Genomic DNA, 20384 nt, shown 5'->3' on the forward strand with positions numbered 1-20384 from the left:
CGGGGGCTTGCCATACAGGCGTATTGTCTGCGCCCCCGGCGTCGCGCCTGCGCGCTCATCTCGCCATTGGTGGTGGTGGTTCAGGCGCTGCGCTCGCTGCCTTGTGGGGTGTTTTGAAGTCCAATCCGCTGTTGGGTGGGCTTCCCTGGCGGTGCTGTTGTTGTTTGGGGCGTTGGCAGTTTTCGTTTTGGGGTGGCGATATGGGCGCGCAGGCTTTGTTGCGGGGGCTTGCCATACAGGCGTATTGTCTGCGCCCCCGGCGTCGCGCCTGCGCGCCCATCTCGCCATTGGTGGTGGTGGTTCGGGCGCTGCGCTTGCTGCATGCGTGGCTGTTTTGAACAGCCAACGCGTTAGGTTTTTTAGGTGGTTCCGGCAATCGCGGACAATGGCGGCTTCTTGGCCGTCTTTGCTTTTGCAGCCCTTGTCATGTCCTCTTGCCTGTTCACCCACGCCCATGTTTTTACCGGCCGCAGCGAGAGCGATTTCGCGACGGCTTTTGTGGTGGCGGATGGGGTGGTGCGCTGGGTGGGGCATGTGGGCGATGCGGCGCAGCCGGTGGCGGATCGGCAGGTGGATTTGCAGGGGCGGACGGTGGTGCCGGGGTTTGTGGATGTGCATACGCATCCCACGTTCTTGTCGCAGATCGTCGATGCGGTGCCTTGCACGGTGCCGCTGGTCGAAGACATTCCGGGGCTGATTGCGGCGCTGAAAAAGCACCCCAAGGCGGGGCTCGGACCCAACGACTGGATTGAGGGCTGGGGCTATGACGAGTCCAAGCTGAAGGAAGGGCGCACGCCAACGCGCCATGACCTGGATCTGGTGTCGGCCACGCAGCCGGTCTATGTGGGCCGCTCCGATTGCCACTCGGGTATTTGCAACAGCCGTGCGCTGGCGCTGGCGGGCATTGGCAGGGACACGCCCGACCCCATCGGTGGCCACTTTGGCCGCGATGCCGATGGCTCGCCCAATGGCGTGCTGACCGAGCTGGCGGCCAACAGTGTGGTGCAGCGGGCCAAGGCGGTGCTGGACTATGCGCAGGCCGTGGGCAGCCTGGCGCGCACCTCGCAGCGCTTCAGCGAGCGCGGCATTGTCGCGGTGACCGACATGATGGCCTTCACCCAGCCCTTCCACCACCTCGATGTCTACCGCGATGCCGCGCAAGCCGGCTTCAAACAGCAGGCAGCGCTGTATTTTTCCTGGGAGCCTTGCAAGGGCGACCTGTTGGCAGGGCTGCAGGCCGCGCAAAAAAATGGCCGCATCAAGATCGCCGGCATCAAGCTGTTTGCCGATGGCTCCATCTCCGGCAAGACGGCCTGGTGCAGCTGTGCCTACAAGCACACGGGCAGCCTGTTTGGCATGTCCCTGCTCAGCAGCGCGGCACTGGCGCAGGCCTATGAATGGTCGGTGGCCAACGGCGCGCAGATGGCCGTGCATGCGATGGGCGATGCGGCCCTGCAGCTGGTGATCGACTTCTTTGCCGATAAAAATCCCTGGCTGCCGGCGGGCGTGCCGTCGGTGCGGCTGGAGCATGCCACCTTGCTCAAGCCCGCGCAGATCGCGCAGATGAACGCCATGCCGATGCAGTGGGGCGTGGCCACGCAGATCATCTTCATGTTTGCCGAGTACGAGGCCTACACCGAGAACCTGATCGATGCGGAATTCGACCAGTCCTATGCGCTCAAGACCTTCTACGAGGAGATCGACCATGTGGCGCTGTCGTCCGACGCGCCGGCCACCACCTGGGCCGATCCGGACAATGTCTTTGTCTCCATCCAGGCCGCCGTGCAGCGCCGCGCCTACAACGGCGCCCCCATTGTGGACAGCCAGGCGCTGACCGTGCCGCAGGCCCTGCTGCTCTACACCGCACGCGCGGCCAGCCTGTCGCCGTTCGAGGGCCGGCTCGGCCAGATTGCCCCCGGCTTTGAAGCCAGCTTTGCGGTGCTGGACCGCGATATCTTCACGGTGCCCGTCGCCGACATTGGCAGCTTGCGCGTGCAGGAGACCTGGATTGCCGGCGAGCAGGTGTACTGCGCCGCATGATGAGCGCTCTGGCCCTTAGTCCTATGGAGGCCTTGCGATGATCCGCTGGCTGATTGTGATTTTCCTGGCGCTGCTGCTGCTCAACGGCTTTGCGGCCCTGCTGCGCAAGCTGGGGCTGGGGCGCTTGCCGGGGGATTTTGAGATTCGGCTGTTTGGCAGAACCTTGTGGCTGCCGATTGCAACCACGGTGGTGTTGAGCCTGCTGGCGGCCGGGATTGCGCGCTGGCTGTAAATAATTTCCCGTGGAGCTGCAGCGACGGTGCTGCGCCGCAGCATTGTCATGGTTGTAAGCGAATCCAGGGAGTGGATGCTTCGCTTTCGCTGGAGCGGCTTGTCAGCTAAGGGAAAGCTTGTAAACAAATTGTCATCCCGCTTTCATACACTGGCGCGATGTCAAGCATTGAGTTACGGCAGGTTGCCAAATCCTGGGGCAGCACCACGGCGCTGCATTCGGTCGATCTGCAGATCGCGCCGGGCAGCTTTTGTGTGCTGCTCGGCCCTTCGGGCTGCGGCAAATCGACGACCCTGCGCATCATTGCCGGGCTGGAGACGGCCAGTGCCGGCCAGGTGCTGATTGGAGGGCGCGATGTGACCGAACTGCCCCCTGCGCAGCGCGGCATTGCGATGGTGTTCCAGAACTATGCGCTGTTCCCGCATCTGTCGGTGGCCGAGAACATCGGCTTTGGGTTGGCGGTGCGCAAGGTGCCCAGGGCCGAGGCTGACAAGCGCTTGAAGGATGCGGCCGGGCTGCTGGGCCTGGCGCACCTGCTGGACCGCAAGCCGGGCCAGCTCTCGGGCGGCCAGCAGCAGCGCGTGGCGCTGGGCCGGGCGCTGGTGGCGCAGGCCCATGTCTGCCTGATGGATGAGCCGCTGTCGAACCTGGATGCCCAGCTGCGCCAGGAGATGCGTGCCGAGCTGCGCGAGCTGCAGCAGCGCCTGGGGCTGACCGTGGTCTATGTCACCCATGACCAGACCGAAGCGATGAGCATGGCCGACCAGGTGGTGCTGCTGCACCAGGGCCGGGTCGAGCAATGCGCGACCCCGCGCGAGATGTACGCCCGCCCCGCCAGCACCTTTGCGGCACGCTTCATTGGCACACCGGCGATGAATTTGCTGCGGCTCAGCGATGGCGCGATTGCCGGCAGCCAGGTGCAGGTGCCAGCGCCGGCCGGTGCTGCGGCACTGGGCTTGCGGCCCGAGGCGGTGCAGTGCCTGGCAGCCGAAGGCGTAGATGCGCAGGTGATCGGCCTGGAATACCTGGGCGCCGATGTGGTGCTGCGCTGCGCGATTGGCAGCGAGCAGATCACGGTGCGCGCACCCGGCCAGCAGGCAGCGGCCGTGGGGCAGGCGCTGCGCCTGGCCTGGCGTGCGGAAGACATGCATTTCTTCGATGCCGATGGCCTGCGCATGGCCTGAGGCGACCCATTTTTCTTTGACTGGTCTGTTTGAGCAGCGCCTGCAGGCAGGCGCTCAACCCGAGGAGTGATTCCGTGCAACGCAATATGTTTTTGAAGACCCTGGCCGCATCGGCCGCCGCCATGCTCGGCCTGGGTGCGGGCCTCGCGCATGCGGCCGATCCGCTGGAAGTGCCTTTCTACTACCCCGTGGCCGTGGGCGGCCCGATCACCAAGGTGATCGACGGCTACGCCAATGACTTCAACAAGGCGCATCCGCAGTACAAGATCACGCCGATCTACGCGGGCACCTACCAGGAAACCATTGTCAAGGCGCTCACCGCCAACAAGTCGGGCAAGGCACCGGCCACCTCGGTGCTGCTGTCGACCGACATGTTTACGCTGATCGACGACGACGCCATCGTGCCGATCGACGACTTCGCGAAGACCGATGCCGACAAGGCCTGGCTCAAGGGCTTCTACCCCGCCTTCATGGCCAACAGCCAGACGGGTGGCAAGACCTGGGGCGTGCCTTTCCAGCGCTCCACCGTGGTGATGTACTACAACAAGGAAGCCTTCAAGGAGGCCGGCCTGGACCCGAACAAGGCCCCTGCCACCTGGAAGGAGCTGAGCGAGGCGGCCAGGAAGCTCACCAAGAAAGACGCCAGCGGCAATGTGACCCAGTACGGCATCCAGATCCCATCGACCGGATTTGCCTACTGGATGCTGCAAACCCTGACCACCCCCAATGATGTGTTGCTGGCCAACGAGGCGGGCACCAAGGTCAGCTTCGACAACCCCAAGGTGATCGAGGCGCTGGACTACTGGGTCAACCTGACCAAGGAAGGCGTGCACCCCAAGGGCGTGATCGAGTGGGGCACGACGCCGAAGGACTTTTTGGAGAAGAAGGCCGCGATCATCGTCACCACCACCGGCAACCTGACCAATATCAAGGCCAATGCCAAGTTTGATTTCGGGGTTGGCCAGATCGCCGGCCATGTGCGCAAGGGCGGCTCGCCCACCGGTGGCGGCAACTTCTACATCTTCAAGAAGGCACCCAAGGAGCAGCAGCAGGCCGCTTTCGAATTTGCCAAGTGGGTGACCCAGCCCGAGCGCGCTGCGCAGTGGAGCATGGACAGCGGCTATGTGGCCGTATCGCCTGCGGCCTATGACACGCCGGCGCTGAAGAAATACGGCCAGGAGTTCCCGCAGGCGCTGGTCGCCCGCGACCAGTTGCCCGTCTCGGTGGCCGAGTTCTCCACGCATGACAACCAGCGCGTGACCAAGGTGCTGAACGACGCGGTGCAGGCTGCGCTGAACGGCACCAAGACCTCGGCGCAGGCGATGAAGGATGCGCAGAAGGAAGCCGACCGCATCCTGCGCAGCTACCAGTAAAGCCGTACCCGGCGTGGCCCGCTTGCAGGCCATGCCGGGGCAGGGTGGGGGAGCCATCCCGCCCCATTGAGAGACACCCAACGCATGAGCGCTTCTTCCTCGTCCATGGCCGGCAGCGGCCAGCGCAGCATCCACGCCTGGTTGCTGCTGCTGCCTGCGCTGGTGCTGCTGGTCGCCTTCACCCACTGGCCCGCAGTGGCGACCTTGATCGACAGCTTTTACTCCACCCCCAAGGGCGCACGTGCCGCAGTGTGGGTGGGAGCCGAGAACTACCAGGCCATGGCCGAGGACCCGGTGTTCTGGCAGGCGGTGCGCAACAACCTCTGGTTTGCGGCGGCCACGATTCCCGCCTCCATCGGCCTGGCGCTGCTGATGGCTGTCTGGGTGAACGAGCGCATCGCCGGCCGCACCTTTGTGCGCATGGCGTATTTCACGCCCACGGTGCTGCCGATGATTGCGGTGGCCAATATCTGGCTGTTCTTCTACACGCCGCAGTACGGCCTGCTGGAGCAGGTCACCGGCGCGCTGGGCCTGCCGTCGCACAACTGGCTGGGCAGCCCGTCCACCGCGCTGGGGGCGATCACCCTGGTGGCGGTGTGGAAGGAAGCCGGTTTTTTCATGATCTTCTACCTGGCAGCGCTGCAAACGCTCAACCCCAGCCTGAAGGAAGCAGCCGCGATCGAGGGTGCCTCGCGTTGGTACTTCTTCCGCCGGGTGCAGTGGCCGCTGCTGATGCCGACCACGGTGTTCGTGCTGGTCAATGCGGTGATCAATGCCTTCCGTCTGGTGGACCATGTGTTCATCCTGACCCGGGGCGGCCCGGACAATGCCACCACCTTGCTGCTCTACCACCTGTATGAGGTGGGCTTCAAGTTCTGGGACACGGCCTATGCAGCGGCCATCACCGTGGTGCTGGTGGTGGTGCTCTCCAGCGTGGCGCTGTTCCAGTTCTTTGTGCTGGACAAGAAGGTGCACTACCAATGAGCCGCAGCCAAGCCCCTGCCGTCATCTACCGCCATACCTGGCTGGACACCGTTGCCGCCTGGCTGCTGGCGCTGCTGTGGATTCTGCCGCTGGCCTATGCGTTCTGGACCGCCTTCCACCCCAGCGACTACGCGATCCGCTTTGACCTGAGCGCCCCCTGGACCCTGCAGAACTTCCGCAAGGCCTGGGATGCCGCACCGTTTGCGCGCTACTTTCTGAACACGAGCTTGCTGGTGGCTCTCATCCTGGCGGCGCAGTTGCTGCTGTCCACCTTGGCTGCCTTTGCGTTTGCGCGCTACCAGTTCCGGGGCAAGAACATCGCCTTTGCGCTGGTGCTGGTGCAGCTGATGATCATGCCCGACATCCTGCTGGTGGAGAACTACCAGACCATGGCCCGGCTCGGTCTGGTCGATACCTTGTTCGCGATTGGCCTGCCGTACTTTGCCTCGGCCTTTGCAATCTTCCTGCTGCGCCAGACCTTCATGGGCATCCCCAAGGAGCTGGACGAGGCCGCGCGTGTCGAAGGGGCCAGCACCTTGCAGATCCTCTGGCGCGTCTATGTGCCGCTGGCCCGGCCGGTCTACACCGCCTTTGCGCTGGTGTCGGTGAGCTTTCACTGGAACAATTTTCTCTGGCCGCTGATCATCACCAACAGCGTGGAATCGCGCCCGCTCACCGTCGGGCTGCAGGTGTTCTCCAGCGTGGAGCAGGGCGTGGACTGGTCCACCATCACCGCGGCGACCTTGATGACCTCGGCGCCGCTGCTGATCGGCTTCGTCCTGTTCCAGCGCCAGTTTGTGCAGAGCTTTATGCGGGCTGGGATCAAGTAAGGCGGCGCTCTTGGGGGCAGTACGTTCCACAGAGCCGTCAATGTCCGCCAAGGATCGGGCTGGCGTGGTGCTGTAAGTCAGGAATATCGCGCGTGCCGCGCAGTGTGATGCGCAGCTGCCATGCCTGAAGGAGCAGAACCGTTTGCCACGGTTGCGTGGCAGCGTTTGCCGCCTTGCGGCTGGAGTTGGGTGCCATCCCGGCCGCGACCGCCGGCCGCATCCGCGTCATCACGCCGCGTCAGGGGCGCGAGAACGTGGCACTGCGTTCTTTGTCATATGCCATCGCTGCAGGCTGCCGGCGCCCGCGCCAGCAGTCTGGGTGGAGCGATGTTCCACGTGGCCTGGGCCGGCCCCGGCTACAGCGCCTGCAATGCGAATGTATTCCAGCTGCGTGGGGACGCCCGGGCGCTGGTGTAACCCCTTGCGCTGGCAGCGGTTATCAGCCGTGCAGCACCAGCTGAAAGCCCTCCGCCGCAGACGGTGCCACAAAGTGCTGGCTGATCAGGTCAAACTGCGCATCGCTGGTTTCAAACGGATGCTCGCCCGACGCATTGCGCGCCCGCAGGCGGCGCTTGCATTCGTCGTCGGGCAGCTGCAGCCAGTGCAGCACATGCGGCGCCCCTGCTGCTTCAAAGATGCTGCGCGCCCAGGCGCGGGTGGCGGTGGTGTTGGACGGGAAATCCAGCACCACCGAAGTGCCGGCTTGGAGCAGCGACACGATGTGGGGCTGCATCGCGCTGCGCAGTCTGGCGGACAGCAGCACATAGTCCTGGATCGAGACCAGCGCATCCGGGTACAACGGGGCAAGCCAGGCATCCTCGCTGACCAGCACGGTGCGGGGCTGCGCGGCGAGCTGCCGGGCCAAGGTGGATTTGCCGGAGGCGATCTTTCCGCAGAGCAGGTGCAGGGTGCCGCTAGGGCTACCGGCTGGGGTATCAGGCGCTTGGGTGGTGTTCATTCCATCTCCTTGAAGGGAGCCCCAGAGACGGAAAACCCACCTCCAGGGTGGGTTGCATGCTTGCGTGGCCGCGCGCTATCCCACCGTCGGTTCGACGATGCGAATAATTCGTGGGGCGGTGCACAGAGCCATCAGCGCAATGTAGCAGAAGCCCGGCCAGCCTGCAGCGGTGTGCGGCGTCAATCGCGCCGCTTGGTCAGGCGAATATCGCCATCGCCGATATCGCTCTCGTTGCCCCAGCCCAGGTGGCGGTAGAGGCGCGCGGCGCGGCTGGTTTTGGCTGTTTCCAGCCAGGCCACTTCATGCTGCGCAAACAAGGCCTGCTCGCAGACCTGGCACAGGGCGCTGCCCATGCCCCGGCCTTCGTGGTTGCTGCGCACAAACAGCGCAAACAGGCAGGCGCTGTCCAGGTCCACCATCGCAAAGCCGGCGACTTCGCCTTCGGTCGTGGCGACCCAGGCGCAAGGCGCGCTGCGGATGGCCTCGGCAATGGAGTCGGGGGTTACGCCGACGGCGGCCAGCGCGTCACGGTTCAGGCGGTTCTCGGCGACGGCCAGGCGCACCTGGAACATGGCCGCGACATCGTCCACGGTAGCGGGGCGGATCTGAAAGGAATCTTGGTGCTTGGACATCGCCCGACTATAGGGGCGCTGGGTCTGGCTTAGGGCACTGATACGAAAAATGCCTGGCCCCTGCTGCACAATGGCGGGCGATGGCGCCAGCGGGCGCGGCTATCCACAGAGTTTTCCACATGCAAATACTGACCTGGAATGTGCAATGGTGCTGCGGCCTCGATGGCCTGGTTGATCCGGCACGCATCGTGCGCCATGCGTTGGCGATGGGCACGGGCACGGGCGGCATCGATGTGCTTTGCCTGCAGGAGGTGGCTGTGGGCCATGGCGGGCTGGCGGGCGCACCGGGCGACCAGGTGGCGCAGCTGCAGGCACTGCTGCCGGGCTGGCAGCTGTTCTTTGGCGCCACCACCGATGGGGTGGATGCCAGCGGCCAGCGCCGCCGCTTTGGCAATGTGGTGGCCAGCCGCCTGCCGGTGGCCGAGGTGGCGCAGCACCGCCTGCCCTGGCTGGCCGAGGCCGCTGTGGTCAGCATGCCCCGGGGTTGCCTGGTGGTGACGGTGCGCGACCCGGCCCTGGGCCTGGTGCGGGTGATGTGCACGCATCTGGAGTACCACAGTGCGCGCCAGCGCATGGCCCAGGTGCAGGCGCTGCGGGCAATCCATGCCGAGGCGCTGGCGCAGCTGCAGGCACTGCCCGGTGCGGCAGCGGCGGCCACGCCTTACACCACGCCAGTGCACACCCCGCATGCGGTGTTGTGTGGCGATTTCAACATGCACGCCGGCGAGCCCGCCTATGCCGCGCTGGTTGCAGCCCAGACCGACGGATCCGCGCTGTGGCATGACAGCTGGCCGCTGCTGCATGGCAGTGCGCCGCAGCCGCCCACCTTCTGCCTGTTTGACCGCACCTGGGGGCCCGCGCCAGTGGCCTGCGATTTTGCGCTGGTCAGCGGCAGCCTGTGCAGCCATCTGCAGGCCTGGCACAGCGACAGCGCCACACAGCTGTCCGACCACCAGCCGGTGCTGCTGACCCTGGCTTGAAATATGCGGCCTCGGCCTGCACCTGCGCCTTCTAGGTCTGCCTATGATGGGCAGCAGGAGAGTGCCCCATGACGGAAGACAGCTTGCACATCGTGTGCCCCCATTGTCATACCACCAACCGCGTGCAGCGCGCGCAGCTGGCCCAGCAGCCCGATTGCGGCAGCTGCCACCAGCCCTTGTTCACCGGCGAACCGGTCGCGCTGGATGCCGACAGCTTTGCCAAGCAGCTGGGGCGCAACCACATCCCTGTCGTCGTGGATTTCTGGGCGCCCTGGTGCGGCCCCTGCCTGCAGATGGCCCCCGGCTATGCACTGGCCGCCAAACAGCTGGAGCCCCGGCTGCGCTTTGCCAAGCTCGATACCGAGGCCTATCCGCATGTGGCCCAGCCCTTCAATATCCGCAGCATTCCGACCATGGTGGTGTTCAAGGGCGGCCAGGAGGCCGCACGCATCTCCGGCGCGCTGCCGCCCGGTGAGATCGTGCGCTGGCTGCAATCGGTTTTGTAGCCGCGCAGGGCCATGAAAAATGCCATCCGTCCGGATGGCATCGTTGTCTGTAAAGCGCGTGCGCGCGTGGCCACGCGCACGCTGTGGGCAGATTACAGCTTCACGGCTTGCGGCTTGCCGGTCAGGTAGCCGACCGAGGCGCCAAACTTGTTCTTGTAGTTGGCGTTGATCAGCGGATCGAGCTGGTCCTTGATCTTGGCATGCAGCGCGCTCCAGTCGCCCGGGTGCTGGAAGTTGCTCATGATGTAGGTCCAGCCGTTGGCCTCGTCCACGGCGTGCAGGCCGGTGGATTCGGCGCCCGCAGGGGTTGAGAGGATGCGCGACAGCTGCTTGGTGTCCGCGTTATAGGCCCACAGGAAGTTGTTCACGTGGTTGCCGCTGTCTTCGCCGATGAACAAGGTGCGCATCTTTTCGGAGAACTTCAGGTTGTCCGGGCTGGCGATCTTGTCGGGGTTGGAGGTGTTGCCCAGTGCGTCTGCGGCAATGTCCTCACCCATCATCAGCATGTGCGACTGCTGTGGCACCCATTCGCTGTTGATGGTGGCGCCCTGACGGTCCTTGATGCCGCCGCCCAGGTTGTGGGCCAGCACGCCGCCGGCCTTCACGGTCTTGGGGAAGGTCACGTTGTGCTTGGCATTCCAGGCCTTGTCACCATTGATCATCGAGGTCTGGATGTTGGCCAGTGCCGAGTAGGCGACCTTGTCCTTGATGTTGACGGTGGTGCCTTCCATCTTGGTGAATGCCATCGAGCCGCCGACCAGGTTGGCGTAGCGGTGGGTTTCCAGGAAGGCGGCCGCCTTTTCCATACCCGGCTTGAGCTTGAGCCAGGCGGCCTTGCCGTCCAGGAACACCGCGGTATAGCTGGGGTCCTTGGGGTCGGCCGTCAGCGACTCCATGATGTCGGTCGGCTTGAGGCTGTTAGCGAGCGCTTCGATCTCGGCGCTGGTGGCATGGCCCAGGTGGATCCATTCCATCTTGGCGGTCGAGGTGTCGGTCAGCACATCAGTGTAATGCGCGACGTACAGGTTGCCGGCGGACAGGTCTTTTTCCTTGTCGGCCACGAACATGAACAGGCCGCCATTGGTGTAGTCATCGCCCATCAGCGCGGTGCGGTTGTCGGGCATCACATGGATCAGCTCGTGCGAGATGCGGCCCAGGCAGTAATGCTTCTTGACCGTTCCGGTGCCGTCCTTGTTGACGATGATCTCCGGCAGGTGGCCGTAGTGGTAAGGGTTGGCCGTGGTCTCGTTGCCGTACACATGCTTGCTGAAGGCCTTGAACTGGGCCGAGCTGGCAGCGGTGAACGCATCGGGCTCGTACTCTTCGCTGGACAGGTGGGTGTTCCACGGCGAGAGGCTGGCGCCGCAGGTGATCCACAGGCCGTGGGCCTTGGACATGTCGACGTTGTGGTACTTGACCAGGCTCAGCTTGCCGGTGTCCTGGTCCTGGTCCAGCGTCAGCACGGCGATCGGCGAAGGCAAGGTGCCGTAGGCATCGGCGCCGGACTGGTCCTTGGAGGTGTACTCGAACTGCACGACGGCAAACACGGGCTTGCCCTTGACGCCGTCCACCTTGGCGTCGGCGACCTGGATGATCGACGAGCCATCGGGGCAGTCGGAGAAGAACTGGCGCTCGCTGCCCGCCACCGATTTGTCGATGATCGGCTGGTTGTTGATGTCGTAGTAGCCGCCGGCCAGGATCTTGCCGCCCTTGCCGTCCGCCACCATGTCGCCGGTGACGAAGAACGATTCGTAGGCCAGCGCCACTTCGCGCTTGCTGTCGTCGGCGTACAGGATGGTCATCACGGCGCTGGTCGAGGTGGTGGCCATCGCTGCGGGGTTGGTCAGGTTGGGCGCAGCCATGTTGGAGAAGCTCACCGACTTGAACGCCGCCGTCGGGCCATCGTCGTCGTCACCCCCGCCGCAGGCGGTCAGCAGGCCTGCGGCCGACAGGGAGCTGGACAGAGGCAGCAATGGTGCGCTGCCCAGAAATTGCAAAAGACGGCGACGCGAGGTCAGCACTGCGCTCATATCGGTAACTCCGTGGGGTGTTATGTCGTGTTGGATGCACCACAGAGGCCCATGAGAGATCCGGGCGAACATGCTCTGTGGTGCGCACGGAGTATCGGCGGCGCCGATGGCAGGGGTGTGACGCGGGTGTGTCGTTTTTATGACGATAGGAGCGGGCCGTCTTGCCGCCTTCAGCCGCCAAGCGCCGCTGTGGCCTGCACGCATGGCGCGAGGCGGAGCGGCGCCGCTCGAGGGGAAGTGTGCCCTTTATGGGCCAGCGCAGGCAGTGGCCCCGTAACCAGAAATATTGCCCGCATTGTGGTCATCCGTGTGTAGGAAAAGTGATCTGGTCAAAGCGCCGCTAAGGTGCTAAAACCAAGTCACGATAACGGTTGCCTAGGGAGGTTCTGCAAAACCCTCGCCAAATGGTATGGATGCATTGCGGCCATGGCAGAGAGTTTTGCAGAGGGGTCCTAACAAGTTTGCGGCACGGTCAGCCCCTTGGGTGCCGCCACGGAGGTCGTATGGATGTCATCAGCAACTCTGCCGCCCGCTACGTTCGTCTGCGGGAGGAGGAAATGTCGCTCGACGAGTTTCTTGCGCTGTGCCAGCGTGACCCGATGGTCTACGAGGGGGCGGCCCACCGCATGCTGGCGGCCATCGGGGAGCCGGAGATGATCGACACCCGCAACGATCCGCATCTCTCGCGCCTGTTTGCGAACAAGGTGATCCGCCGCTACCCTGCATTTGCCGAGTTCTACGGCATGGAAGACTCCATCGAGCAGGTCGTGAGCTTCTTCCGCCATGCCGCCCAGGGCCTGGAGGAGCGCAAGCAGATCCTGTACCTGCTGGGCCCGGTGGGGGGCGGCAAGAGCTCAATCGCCGAGCGCCTGAAATACCTGATCCAGAAGGTGCCGTTCTATTCGCTCAAGGGCTCACCGGTCAATGAATCCCCGCTGGCGCTGTTCGATCCGATCGAGGACGGACCGGTCCTTGAAGAGCAGTTTGGCATTCCGCGCCGTTGCCTCAACCATGTGCTCTCACCCTGGGCCGTCAAGCGCCTCGATGAGTACGGCGGTGATATTCGGCAGTTCCGCGTCGTCAAGCGCTACCCCAGCATCTCGCGCCAGATCGGTATTGCCAAGACCGAGCCGGGTGACGAGAACAACCAGGACATTTCGAGCCTGGTCGGCAAGGTCGACATCCGCAAGCTGGAGAACTATGCCCAGGACGATACCGATGCCTACAGCTACTCGGGCGGCCTGTGCTTGGCCAACCAGGGCCTGCTGGAGTTTGTCGAAATGTTCAAGGCACCGATCAAGGTGCTTCATCCGCTGCTGACGGCCACCCAGGAAGGCAACTACAAGGGCACTGAGGGCTTTGGCGCCATACCCTTCGATGGCATGGTGCTCGCCCACAGCAACGAGAGTGAGTGGAAGGCCTTCCGCAACAACCGCAACAACGAGGCCTTCCTCGACCGGGTCTACATCGTCAAGGTGCCGTATTGCCTGCGCGTGTCCGAGGAGGTGCGCATCTACGAAAAACTCATCCGCGAATCCTCGCTGGCCAGCGCTGTCTGCGCGCCCGGCACCCTCAAGATGATGGCGCAGTTTGCGGTGCTCACCCGCCTCAAGGAGCCCGAGAACTCCAGCATCTTCAGCAAGATGCAGGTGTATGACGGCGAAAGCCTCAAGGACACCGACCCACGCGCCAAGAGCTACCAGGAGTACCGCGACTACGCCGGCGTGGACGAGGGCATGTCCGGCATCTCCACGCGCTTTGCGTTCAAGATCCTGTCCAAGGTCTTCAATTACGACAGCACCGAGGTGGCAGCCAACCCGGTGCACCTGATGTATGTGCTGGAGCAGCAGATCGGGCGCGAGCAGTTCCCTGCCGATGTGGAGACCCGCTACACCAGCTACATCAAGGAGTACCTGTCGCCGCACTACGCCGAGTTCATCGGCAAGGAAATCCAGACCGCCTATCTGGAAAGCTACAGCGAGTACGGCCAGAACATCTTTGACCGCTATGTCACCTATGCCGACTACTGGATCCAGGACAGCGAGTACCGCGATACCGACACCGGCGAGGTGTTTGACCGCAATGCGCTCAACGCCGAGCTGGAGAAGGTTGAAAAGCCGGCCGGCATTGCCAATGCGAAGGATTTCCGCAACGAGATCGTCAACTTCGTGTTGCGTGCGCGTGCCAACAACCAGGGCAAGAACCCCAGCTGGACCAGCTACGAGAAACTGCGCCTGGTGATCGAGAAGAAGATGTTCTCCAACACCGAAGAGCTGTTGCCGGTCATCAGCTTCAATGCCAAGGCCAGCGCCGAGGATGCGCGCAAGCACGAGGACTTTGTCACCCGCATGGAAGCCAAGGGCTACACCCCCAAGCAGGTGCGCCTGCTGTGCGAGTGGTACCTGCGCGTGCGCAAGAGCAGCTGAAGCAGACCGAACGGCGCGCCGGGACCGGACGCGCCGCTTCATGGATGGGGGCACAGATGGCATTGCAAATCATCGACCGCAGGCTCTCCGGCAAGAACAAGTCGGTGGGCAACCGCGAGCGCTTCGTGCGCCGCTACAAGGCGCAGATTTCCGAGGCGGTACGCCGCGCCGTTGCCAACCGCGACATCCGCCACATCGAGCAGGCCGAGACCATCACGATCCCGCGCAAGGACATCCAGGAGCCGGTGTTCCACCACGGCCCTGGCGGTGTGCGCGACACCGTGCATCCGGGCAATACCGAGCATGTGCGGGGCGACCGCATCGCCCGGCCCCAGGGCGGGGCCGGCGGTGGTGGTGGCTCGCAGGCCAGCGATGGGGGAGAGGGCGAAGACGACTTCACCTTCACGTTGACCAAGGAAGAGTTCATGGAACTGTTCTTTGAAGACCTGGCGCTGCCGCGCCTGCTGCGCACCCACATTGCCAGTACCTTGCAATACAAGACGCGCCGCGCCGGCTACAGCCATGACGGCACGCCGCACAACCTGGCCGTGCTGCGCACGATGCGCGGCGCGCTGGGCCGGCGCATTGCGCTGACCAAGGCGCCCAACCGTGAACTCAAGGCCCTGCAGGATACGTTGGCAGACCTGCTGGCGCAGGACGATGGCACCAGCGAAGTGGTGGCCGAGCTGCAGCAACGCATTGCCGGGTTGCAGGCGCGCATGGGCAAGGTGGCCTTTCTCGACCCCCTGGACCTGCGCTTTCGCAGCCGCACCAAGGTGCCCGAGCCGAGCAGCCAGGCGGTGATGTTCTGCGTGATGGACGTGTCGGGCTAGATGGACCAGTCCCGCAAGGACCTGGCCAAGCGCTTCTTCATCCTGCTGTACCTGTTTCTCACCCGCCACTACGAGAAGATCGAGATCGTCTTCATCCGCCACCACACCCAGGCGGCCGAGGTGGGCGAGGACGAGTTCTTCCATTCCACCGAAAGCGGCGGCACCGTGGTCAGCAGCGCGCTGGTGCTGCTCGATCAGGTCATCCGCGCACGCTACCCGGTGGCGGACTGGAACATCTACGTGGCCCAGGCCAGCGATGGTGACAACTTTGGCGACGATGGCGGCAACTGCCGCAACCTGCTGGCCGACAAGATCCTGCCGCTGGCGCGCTACTTTGCCTATGTGCAGGTGGCCCCCGACGAGCAAAGCCTGTGGCAGGAATACAGCCAGTTGTTGCCGCTGTTCCCGCATTTTGCGATGCGCAAGGTAGCGGAGCCCGGCGATATCTACCCGGTGTTCCGTGACCTGTTCAAAAAGGAAGGGGTCACGGTATGAATCCGTCGCAATACCCCGTGCTTGCACGGCGCAAGGGCTCCCCGCATTGGAAAGTGCCATTGTCCGCTGACCGCTCGCAGCGCGATGTTCCCGCCACGCCCCGGCCGGCGGGCCAGCGGCCCCGGCAGCCGCTCCCCGACCCCAGCGACTGGACCTTCGAGCTGATCGAGCGCTACCACGCTGCCATTGCGGAGACCGCCGAGCGCTACGGGCTGGACACCTACCCCAACCAGCTCGAGGTGATCTCGGCCGAGCAGATGATGGACGCCTATGCCAGCGTCGGCATGCCGGTGGGGTACCGGCACTGGAGCTATGGCAAGGAGTTTCTGGCCACCGAGCGCCGCTATCGCCGCGGCCATATGGGCCTGGCCTACGAGATCGTCATCAACGCCAACCCCTGCATCAGCTACCTGATGGAGGAGAACACCACCGCGATGCAGGCGCTGGTGATTGCCCATGCGGCCTATGGGCACAACAGCTTTTTCAAAGGCAATTACCTGTTCGGCATGTGGACCGATGCGGGAAGCATCATCGACTACCTGGTGTACGCCCGCGACTTCATCGCCCAGTGCGAGGAAAAGCACGGCTTGGATACGGTGGAGCAGTGGCTCGATTCCTGCCACGCGCTGGCCAACCTAGGGGTGGACCGCTACCGCCGCCCGTCCAAGAAAACCCTGGCGCGCGAGCGCGCCGAGCGTGAGCAGCGCGAGGCCTATGCCCAGCAGCAGGTCAACGAGCTGTGGCGCACCTTGCCTGCGCGCCCCGACAAGAACAGCCCGGTGCAGCACCATGAGCGCTTTCCGAAGGAGCCGGAAGAAAACCTGCTGTACTTCATCGAAAAGAATGCCCCGCTGCTGGAGCCCTGGCAGCGCGAGGTGGTGCGCATCGTGCGCAAGATCGCCCAGTACTTCTACCCCCAGCGCCAGACCCAGGTGATGAACGAGGGCTGGGCCACCTTCTGGCACTACACCTTGCTCAACACCTTGTACGACGAGGGCTGGCTCACCGATGGCGTGATGATCGAATGGCTGTCGTCGCACACCAATGTGATCTACCAGCCGCCTGCCGGCCACCGTGCCTACAGCGGCATCAACCCCTATGCACTGGGCTTTGCGATGTACCGCGACATCCAGCGCATCTGCGAGCACCCGACCGACGAAGACCGGCGCTGGTTCCCCGATCTGGCCGGCACGCCCTGGCTGCCGGCGCTGCACCATGCCATGCAGAACTACAAGGACGAGAGCTTTGTCGGCCAGTACCTGAGCCCCAAGCTGATGCGCGACATGCGCCTGTTCTCCATCCATGACGATGCCAGCGAACGCGAGCTGCTGGTCAGCGCGATCCACAACGAGGATGGCTACCGCAACCTGCGCCAGACCTTGTCACAGCAGTACGACCTGGGCGCACGCGAGCCCAATATCCAGGTCTGGAACGTGAACCTGCGCGGCGACCGCTGCCTGACCCTGCGCCATACCCAGTACCAGGGCCGGCCGCTGGCCGACGATGTGCAGGAAGTGCTCAAGCACGCGGCGCGGTTGTGGGGCTTTGGCGTGCAGCTGGAAAGCGTCAATGGCGATGGCAATGTGCCGGTGCTGCTGCATTCGGTGCCGGCACCGCCGGCTTGACCTGGCGATGCCTCACCCGCCTCAGTAGCTTAGGGCTGCCCGTTAGCAGCGGCTGCGGCAGCGTCGGCCGCCACCATTTGCGCCACTGCCTGGCAACGCGCCTCGTGCACCATCGCGCCAATCTCGGCGCCTTGGCGGCCGGTGCGGGCGGCGCGTTCTGCGACCTCTCTGGTGCTGACGGCTTGCGCGGCGGCCAGCAGGCGCAGCAGCTGTGCGCGTTGCGGGTAGGGCTTGTCTTCCAGCCCCAGCCGCCCCTGCGCATCGCACTGGCAGGCCAGCAGCGCCTGCGCAAAGCGATCGGGTTTGCGGAACGCGTCGCAGCGCTCCAGCAGGCGCACGACGGCAGCGGCTGCAATGCCCGGGCTGCGGTGGATATTGCCGTGCTCGGCGGCGACCACCAGCGCCAGTTCGGCGCAGTCACTGGGCACGCGCAGGCGCTGTTGTACCTGGCGGGCCAGGTCGACGCTGCGCTCCTCATGGCCGATATGGCGGGGCAGCACATCGGCCGGCGTCGTGCCCTTGCCCAGGTCATGCGCCAGGCAGGCCCAGCGCACGGGCAGCGGCGCATCCAGCTGGGCGGCGCGGTCCAGCACCATCATCACGTGGATGCCGGTATCCACCTCGGGGTGGTAGTCGGCGCGCTGGGGCACGCCCCAAAGGCGGTCCAGCTCGGGCAGCAGGCGGGCGAGGGCGCCGCAATCGCGCAGCACTTCGAACATGCGGGAGGGCCAGGCCTCCATCAGGCCGCGTGCCAGTTCCTGCCAGACGCGCTCGGGCACCAGCGCATCGACCTCGCCATCGGCCACCATCTGGCGCATCAGCGCGACGGTTTCCGGGGCGACGGAGAAATCATGGAAGCGCGCGGCAAAGCGCGCCAAGCGCAGGATGCGCACCGGGTCTTCGCGGAAGGCCTCGGTCACATGGCGCAGCACCCGGGCCTGCAGATCGGCCTGGCCGCCATAGGGGTCGGTCACGGGGTCGCTGCCATTCCAGCCGACGGGGGCGGCCATCGCATTGATCGTCAGGTCGCGCCGGGCCAGGTCCTGCTCCAAGGTCACATCGGGCGAGGTAGCGATGCTGAAGCCCCGGTAGCCCCGGCCGGACTTGCGCTCGGTGCGGGCCAGCGCATATTCCTCATGCGTGCGGGGATGCAGAAAGACCGGGAAATCCTTGCCGACCGGCACAAAGCCCTGGGCCAGCATGGCCTCGGGTGTGGAGCCGACGACCACCCAGTCGTGGTCATTCACCGGCAGTCCCAAGAGGCGGTCCCGCACTGCGCCGCCGACCATATATGTTTTCATCGCACGAGTTTACTTGCGTACCGGCTGCACATAGACGCCGCTGTCGTGCAGCTCGCCCTCGGCCGACTCGATACGGGCCACGGCCTGCGGGCCGGCGCGGCTGACCAGCACCTCCAGCAGCGATTCGGACAGCGCCTGGGCAGCGGTGACAGAGGGAAAGAAGGAGGGGCTGTTGACCGCAAACAGCAGGGTTTCATCGGCCGCCAGTGACAGCGGCGAGGCCAGGCTGTCGGTCAAGGCCAGCACCTTGCAGCCTCGCGAACGGGCCAGTTCCACCGCATGCACGGTCTCCTGCGAGTAAGGCGCAAAACTGATGGCGACCAGCACATCGCCCTGGTCGATCGCGCGCAGCTGCATCTCGCGCACGCCGCCCATGCCTTCGAGCAGATGCACCGAGCGGCGAAACAGGCGGTAGACATAGACCAGCGAAAAGGCCACCGGAAAGCAGGCGCGCATGCCCATCACATGCACCTGGCCGGCCTTCTCCAGCAGCTTGGCTGCGGTCACCAGGCGCGCTGCGCTGTGCTGCTCGGTCAGGTCGAGGTTGCTGCGCTGCATCGCAAACATCTCGGCGGTGAGCCGCTTGTCGCGCGCGCGGCCCATCAGGCTGCGGGCCCGCTCACCATACTGGTTGCCCGCTTCGCTGGCCAGGCCCATGTCAGCGGTCAGCGCCTGCTTGAACGGGTTCCAGCCCTCAAAGCCGCAGGTCTGGGCGAAACGCACCAAGGTGGTGGGCGGCACCTGCGCATGCTGGCCGACGGTGCGCATCGATTGGGTCACCACATCGTTGGGGTGGTCGAGCACATAGCGCGCCACTTGCTGCAGCGAAGGGCTCAGGGAGGCAAAGCGGTCTCGCAGTTGGTCGATTACGCCCATGGCGGCGGGTCTTTCTTCAGATTTAGGGAAATCACGGGTAGCTATTGTGCGATATGGAACATATGATCCAAAAAAAATAAAAAAGGAGCAAAAGTTCTGAAACGCCGCAAGGCACTGGCCGGTACCAATGGGGTGCCAGGAGGATGATGGTTATGCAAGGAAAAATGGGTGTGAAGCGTGCGGTGGCACTGGCGGCGCTGGCGTGTGCCTCTGTGGCGGCGATGGCGCAAGGCAGCAGCACGCTGGACAAGATCAAAAGCTCGGGCGCCATCACGCTGGGCTACCGCGAGGCCTCGTTCGGCTTCTCCTACCTGGACGCCAACCTCAAGCCCATCGGCTACAGCATGGACATCTGCGCACACATCCTGGAGGCGGTCAAAACCAAGCTCCAGCTGCCGGCGCTGAAGGTGAACTACCAGGCCGTCACGTCGGCCAACCGCATTCCGCTGGTGCAAAACGGCACGGTGGATCTGGAATGCGGCTCGACCACCAACCTGGTGGAGCGCCAAAAGCAGGTGGCCTTCTCGCCGGACATCTTCCGCTACAACGTGCGCATGCTGGTCAAGAAGAGTTCGGGCATCCAGAGCATTGCCGATCTGCAGGGCAAGTCGGTGGCCACCACCACCGGCACCACGTCGTTCCGCCTGCTGCGCCAGGCCGACCGTGCCAGCAAGCTCGACATCACCAATGTGCCGGGCAAGGACCATACCGAGTCCTTCCTGCTGGTGCAGGGCGACAAGGCTGCCGCCTTTGTGCTGGACGATATCCTGCTGGCCGGCCAGATCGCCAATGCGCGCGATCCGCAGAACTACGAAATCGTTGGCGAGAGCCTGCGCACCGAGAACCAGGCCCTGATGCTGCGCAATGACGACCCGGCCTTCAAGCAGCTGGTGGACGAGACCGTCACCGGCCTGATGCAATCGGGCGAGATGGAAAAGCTCTACAACCGCTGGTTCATGTCGCCGATTGCACCCAAGGGCATCAACATCAACTACCCGCTGAACGCCGAAACGCGTGATGCCTTTGCCAACCCCTCGTCCAAGGGAATCTGAGCGTCCGTTGGAGATTGAACACGGGCC

The 20384-nt window shown here is 64.4% G+C and carries 18 protein-coding genes and 1 pseudogene; 14 read left to right on the forward strand and 5 right to left on the reverse strand.

Features of this window, described 5'->3' with window-relative positions; translation table 11 throughout:
* From ACCQ08_RS11060 to ACCQ08_RS11095, 8 genes are all read left to right on the forward strand, one after another.
* A partial coding sequence (locus ACCQ08_RS11060; RefSeq protein ID WP_373449793.1) for a hypothetical protein occupies positions 1-338 on the forward strand: 338 nt, incomplete at its 5' end.
* An 88-nt stretch (positions 339-426) separates the two neighbouring features.
* The gene (locus tag ACCQ08_RS11065; RefSeq protein WP_373449794.1) at positions 427-2040 is read left to right on the forward strand and encodes an amidohydrolase; all 1614 of its coding nucleotides are present in this window, start codon (positions 427-429) and stop codon (positions 2038-2040) included.
* Positions 2041-2077: 37 nt separating this feature from the next.
* A complete protein-coding gene (locus ACCQ08_RS11070; protein WP_021028510.1) occupies positions 2078-2272 on the forward strand; it encodes a DUF2905 family protein in 195 nt (64 codons plus the stop codon).
* A 158-nt stretch (positions 2273-2430) separates the two neighbouring features.
* Positions 2431-3456, forward strand: a complete 1026-nt coding sequence (locus ACCQ08_RS11075) for an ABC transporter ATP-binding protein (RefSeq protein WP_312411324.1) — start codon at positions 2431-2433, stop codon at positions 3454-3456.
* Between the two features lie 86 nt (positions 3457-3542).
* Positions 3543-4829 carry an ABC transporter substrate-binding protein gene (locus ACCQ08_RS11080; protein ID WP_373449927.1) on the forward strand — a complete coding sequence of 429 codons (1287 nt, stop codon included), beginning with the start codon at positions 3543-3545 and terminating at the stop codon, positions 4827-4829.
* A gap of 84 nt (positions 4830-4913) precedes the next feature.
* Positions 4914-5813 carry a carbohydrate ABC transporter permease gene (locus tag ACCQ08_RS11085; protein ID WP_239809606.1) on the forward strand — a complete coding sequence of 300 codons (900 nt, stop codon included), beginning with the start codon at positions 4914-4916 and terminating at the stop codon, positions 5811-5813.
* Complete coding sequence (locus tag ACCQ08_RS11090) at positions 5810-6643, forward strand: carbohydrate ABC transporter permease (RefSeq protein ID WP_373449795.1); 834 nt, start codon at positions 5810-5812, stop codon at positions 6641-6643. Before ACCQ08_RS11085 ends, ACCQ08_RS11090 begins: the two co-directional genes overlap by 4 nt.
* Before the next feature lie 276 nt (positions 6644-6919).
* Positions 6920-7060: a hypothetical protein gene (locus tag ACCQ08_RS11095; RefSeq protein WP_373449796.1), complete on the forward strand. Its 141-nt coding sequence runs from the start codon at positions 6920-6922 to the stop codon at positions 7058-7060.
* Between the two features lie 22 nt (positions 7061-7082).
* Here ACCQ08_RS11095 and ACCQ08_RS11100 read toward each other — a convergent pair whose 3' ends face one another.
* Positions 7083-7601 (reverse strand): AAA family ATPase, encoded by a 519-nt coding sequence (locus ACCQ08_RS11100; protein WP_373449797.1) that lies wholly within the window; start codon positions 7599-7601, stop codon positions 7083-7085.
* Positions 7602-7780: 179 nt separating this feature from the next.
* Positions 7781-8233: an N-acetyltransferase family protein gene (locus ACCQ08_RS11105; RefSeq protein ID WP_373449798.1), complete on the reverse strand. Its 453-nt coding sequence runs from the start codon at positions 8231-8233 to the stop codon at positions 7781-7783.
* Positions 8234-8352: 119 nt separating this feature from the next.
* Here ACCQ08_RS11105 and ACCQ08_RS11110 point away from each other — a divergent pair, with 119 nt between their 5' ends.
* The gene (locus ACCQ08_RS11110) at positions 8353-9213 is read left to right on the forward strand and encodes an endonuclease/exonuclease/phosphatase family protein (RefSeq protein WP_373449799.1); all 861 of its coding nucleotides are present in this window, start codon (positions 8353-8355) and stop codon (positions 9211-9213) included.
* A gap of 68 nt (positions 9214-9281) precedes the next feature.
* On the forward strand, positions 9282-9719 hold the full coding sequence (gene trxC / locus ACCQ08_RS11115; RefSeq protein ID WP_021028739.1) for a thioredoxin TrxC: 438 nt from the start codon (positions 9282-9284) through the stop codon (positions 9717-9719).
* Positions 9720-9811: 92 nt separating this feature from the next.
* On the opposite strand, the gene ACCQ08_RS11120 is transcribed toward trxC, so the two are convergent.
* Positions 9812-11749, reverse strand: coding sequence for a PhoX family phosphatase (locus ACCQ08_RS11120; RefSeq protein WP_373449800.1), 1938 nt, complete (start codon positions 11747-11749; stop codon positions 9812-9814).
* A 503-nt stretch (positions 11750-12252) separates the two neighbouring features.
* On the opposite strand from ACCQ08_RS11120, the gene ACCQ08_RS11125 reads away from it, so the two are divergent.
* From ACCQ08_RS11125 to ACCQ08_RS11135, 3 genes and pseudogenes are all read left to right on the forward strand, one after another.
* Positions 12253-14175, forward strand: coding sequence for a PrkA family serine protein kinase (locus tag ACCQ08_RS11125; protein WP_239809599.1), 1923 nt, complete (start codon positions 12253-12255; stop codon positions 14173-14175).
* A gap of 56 nt (positions 14176-14231) precedes the next feature.
* A pseudogene (locus ACCQ08_RS11130) lies at positions 14232-15503 on the forward strand (YeaH/YhbH family protein).
* Positions 15500-17128 (forward strand): SpoVR family protein, encoded by a 1629-nt coding sequence (locus ACCQ08_RS11135; protein WP_312450481.1) that lies wholly within the window; start codon positions 15500-15502, stop codon positions 17126-17128. Before ACCQ08_RS11130 ends, ACCQ08_RS11135 begins: the two are co-directional and overlap by 4 nt.
* Positions 17129-17157: 29 nt before the next feature.
* Here the strand turns inward: ACCQ08_RS11135 and ACCQ08_RS11140 are convergent, their stop codons facing one another.
* Positions 17158-18429, reverse strand: a complete 1272-nt coding sequence (locus ACCQ08_RS11140) for a multifunctional CCA addition/repair protein (protein WP_373449801.1) — start codon at positions 18427-18429, stop codon at positions 17158-17160.
* Between the two features lie 9 nt (positions 18430-18438).
* Positions 18439-19305, reverse strand: coding sequence for a MurR/RpiR family transcriptional regulator (locus ACCQ08_RS11145; RefSeq protein ID WP_373449802.1), 867 nt, complete (start codon positions 19303-19305; stop codon positions 18439-18441).
* 164 nt (positions 19306-19469) lie between these two features.
* On the opposite strand from ACCQ08_RS11145, the gene ACCQ08_RS11150 reads away from it, so the two are divergent.
* On the forward strand, positions 19470-20357 hold the full coding sequence (locus ACCQ08_RS11150; RefSeq protein ID WP_373449928.1) for an amino acid ABC transporter substrate-binding protein: 888 nt from the start codon (positions 19470-19472) through the stop codon (positions 20355-20357).
* The last annotated feature ends 27 nt before the right edge of the window (positions 20358-20384 follow it).

The organism is Comamonas sp. SY3 (genome assembly GCF_041730275.1).
Classification (GTDB): domain Bacteria; phylum Pseudomonadota; class Gammaproteobacteria; order Burkholderiales; family Burkholderiaceae_C; genus Comamonas; species Comamonas sediminis.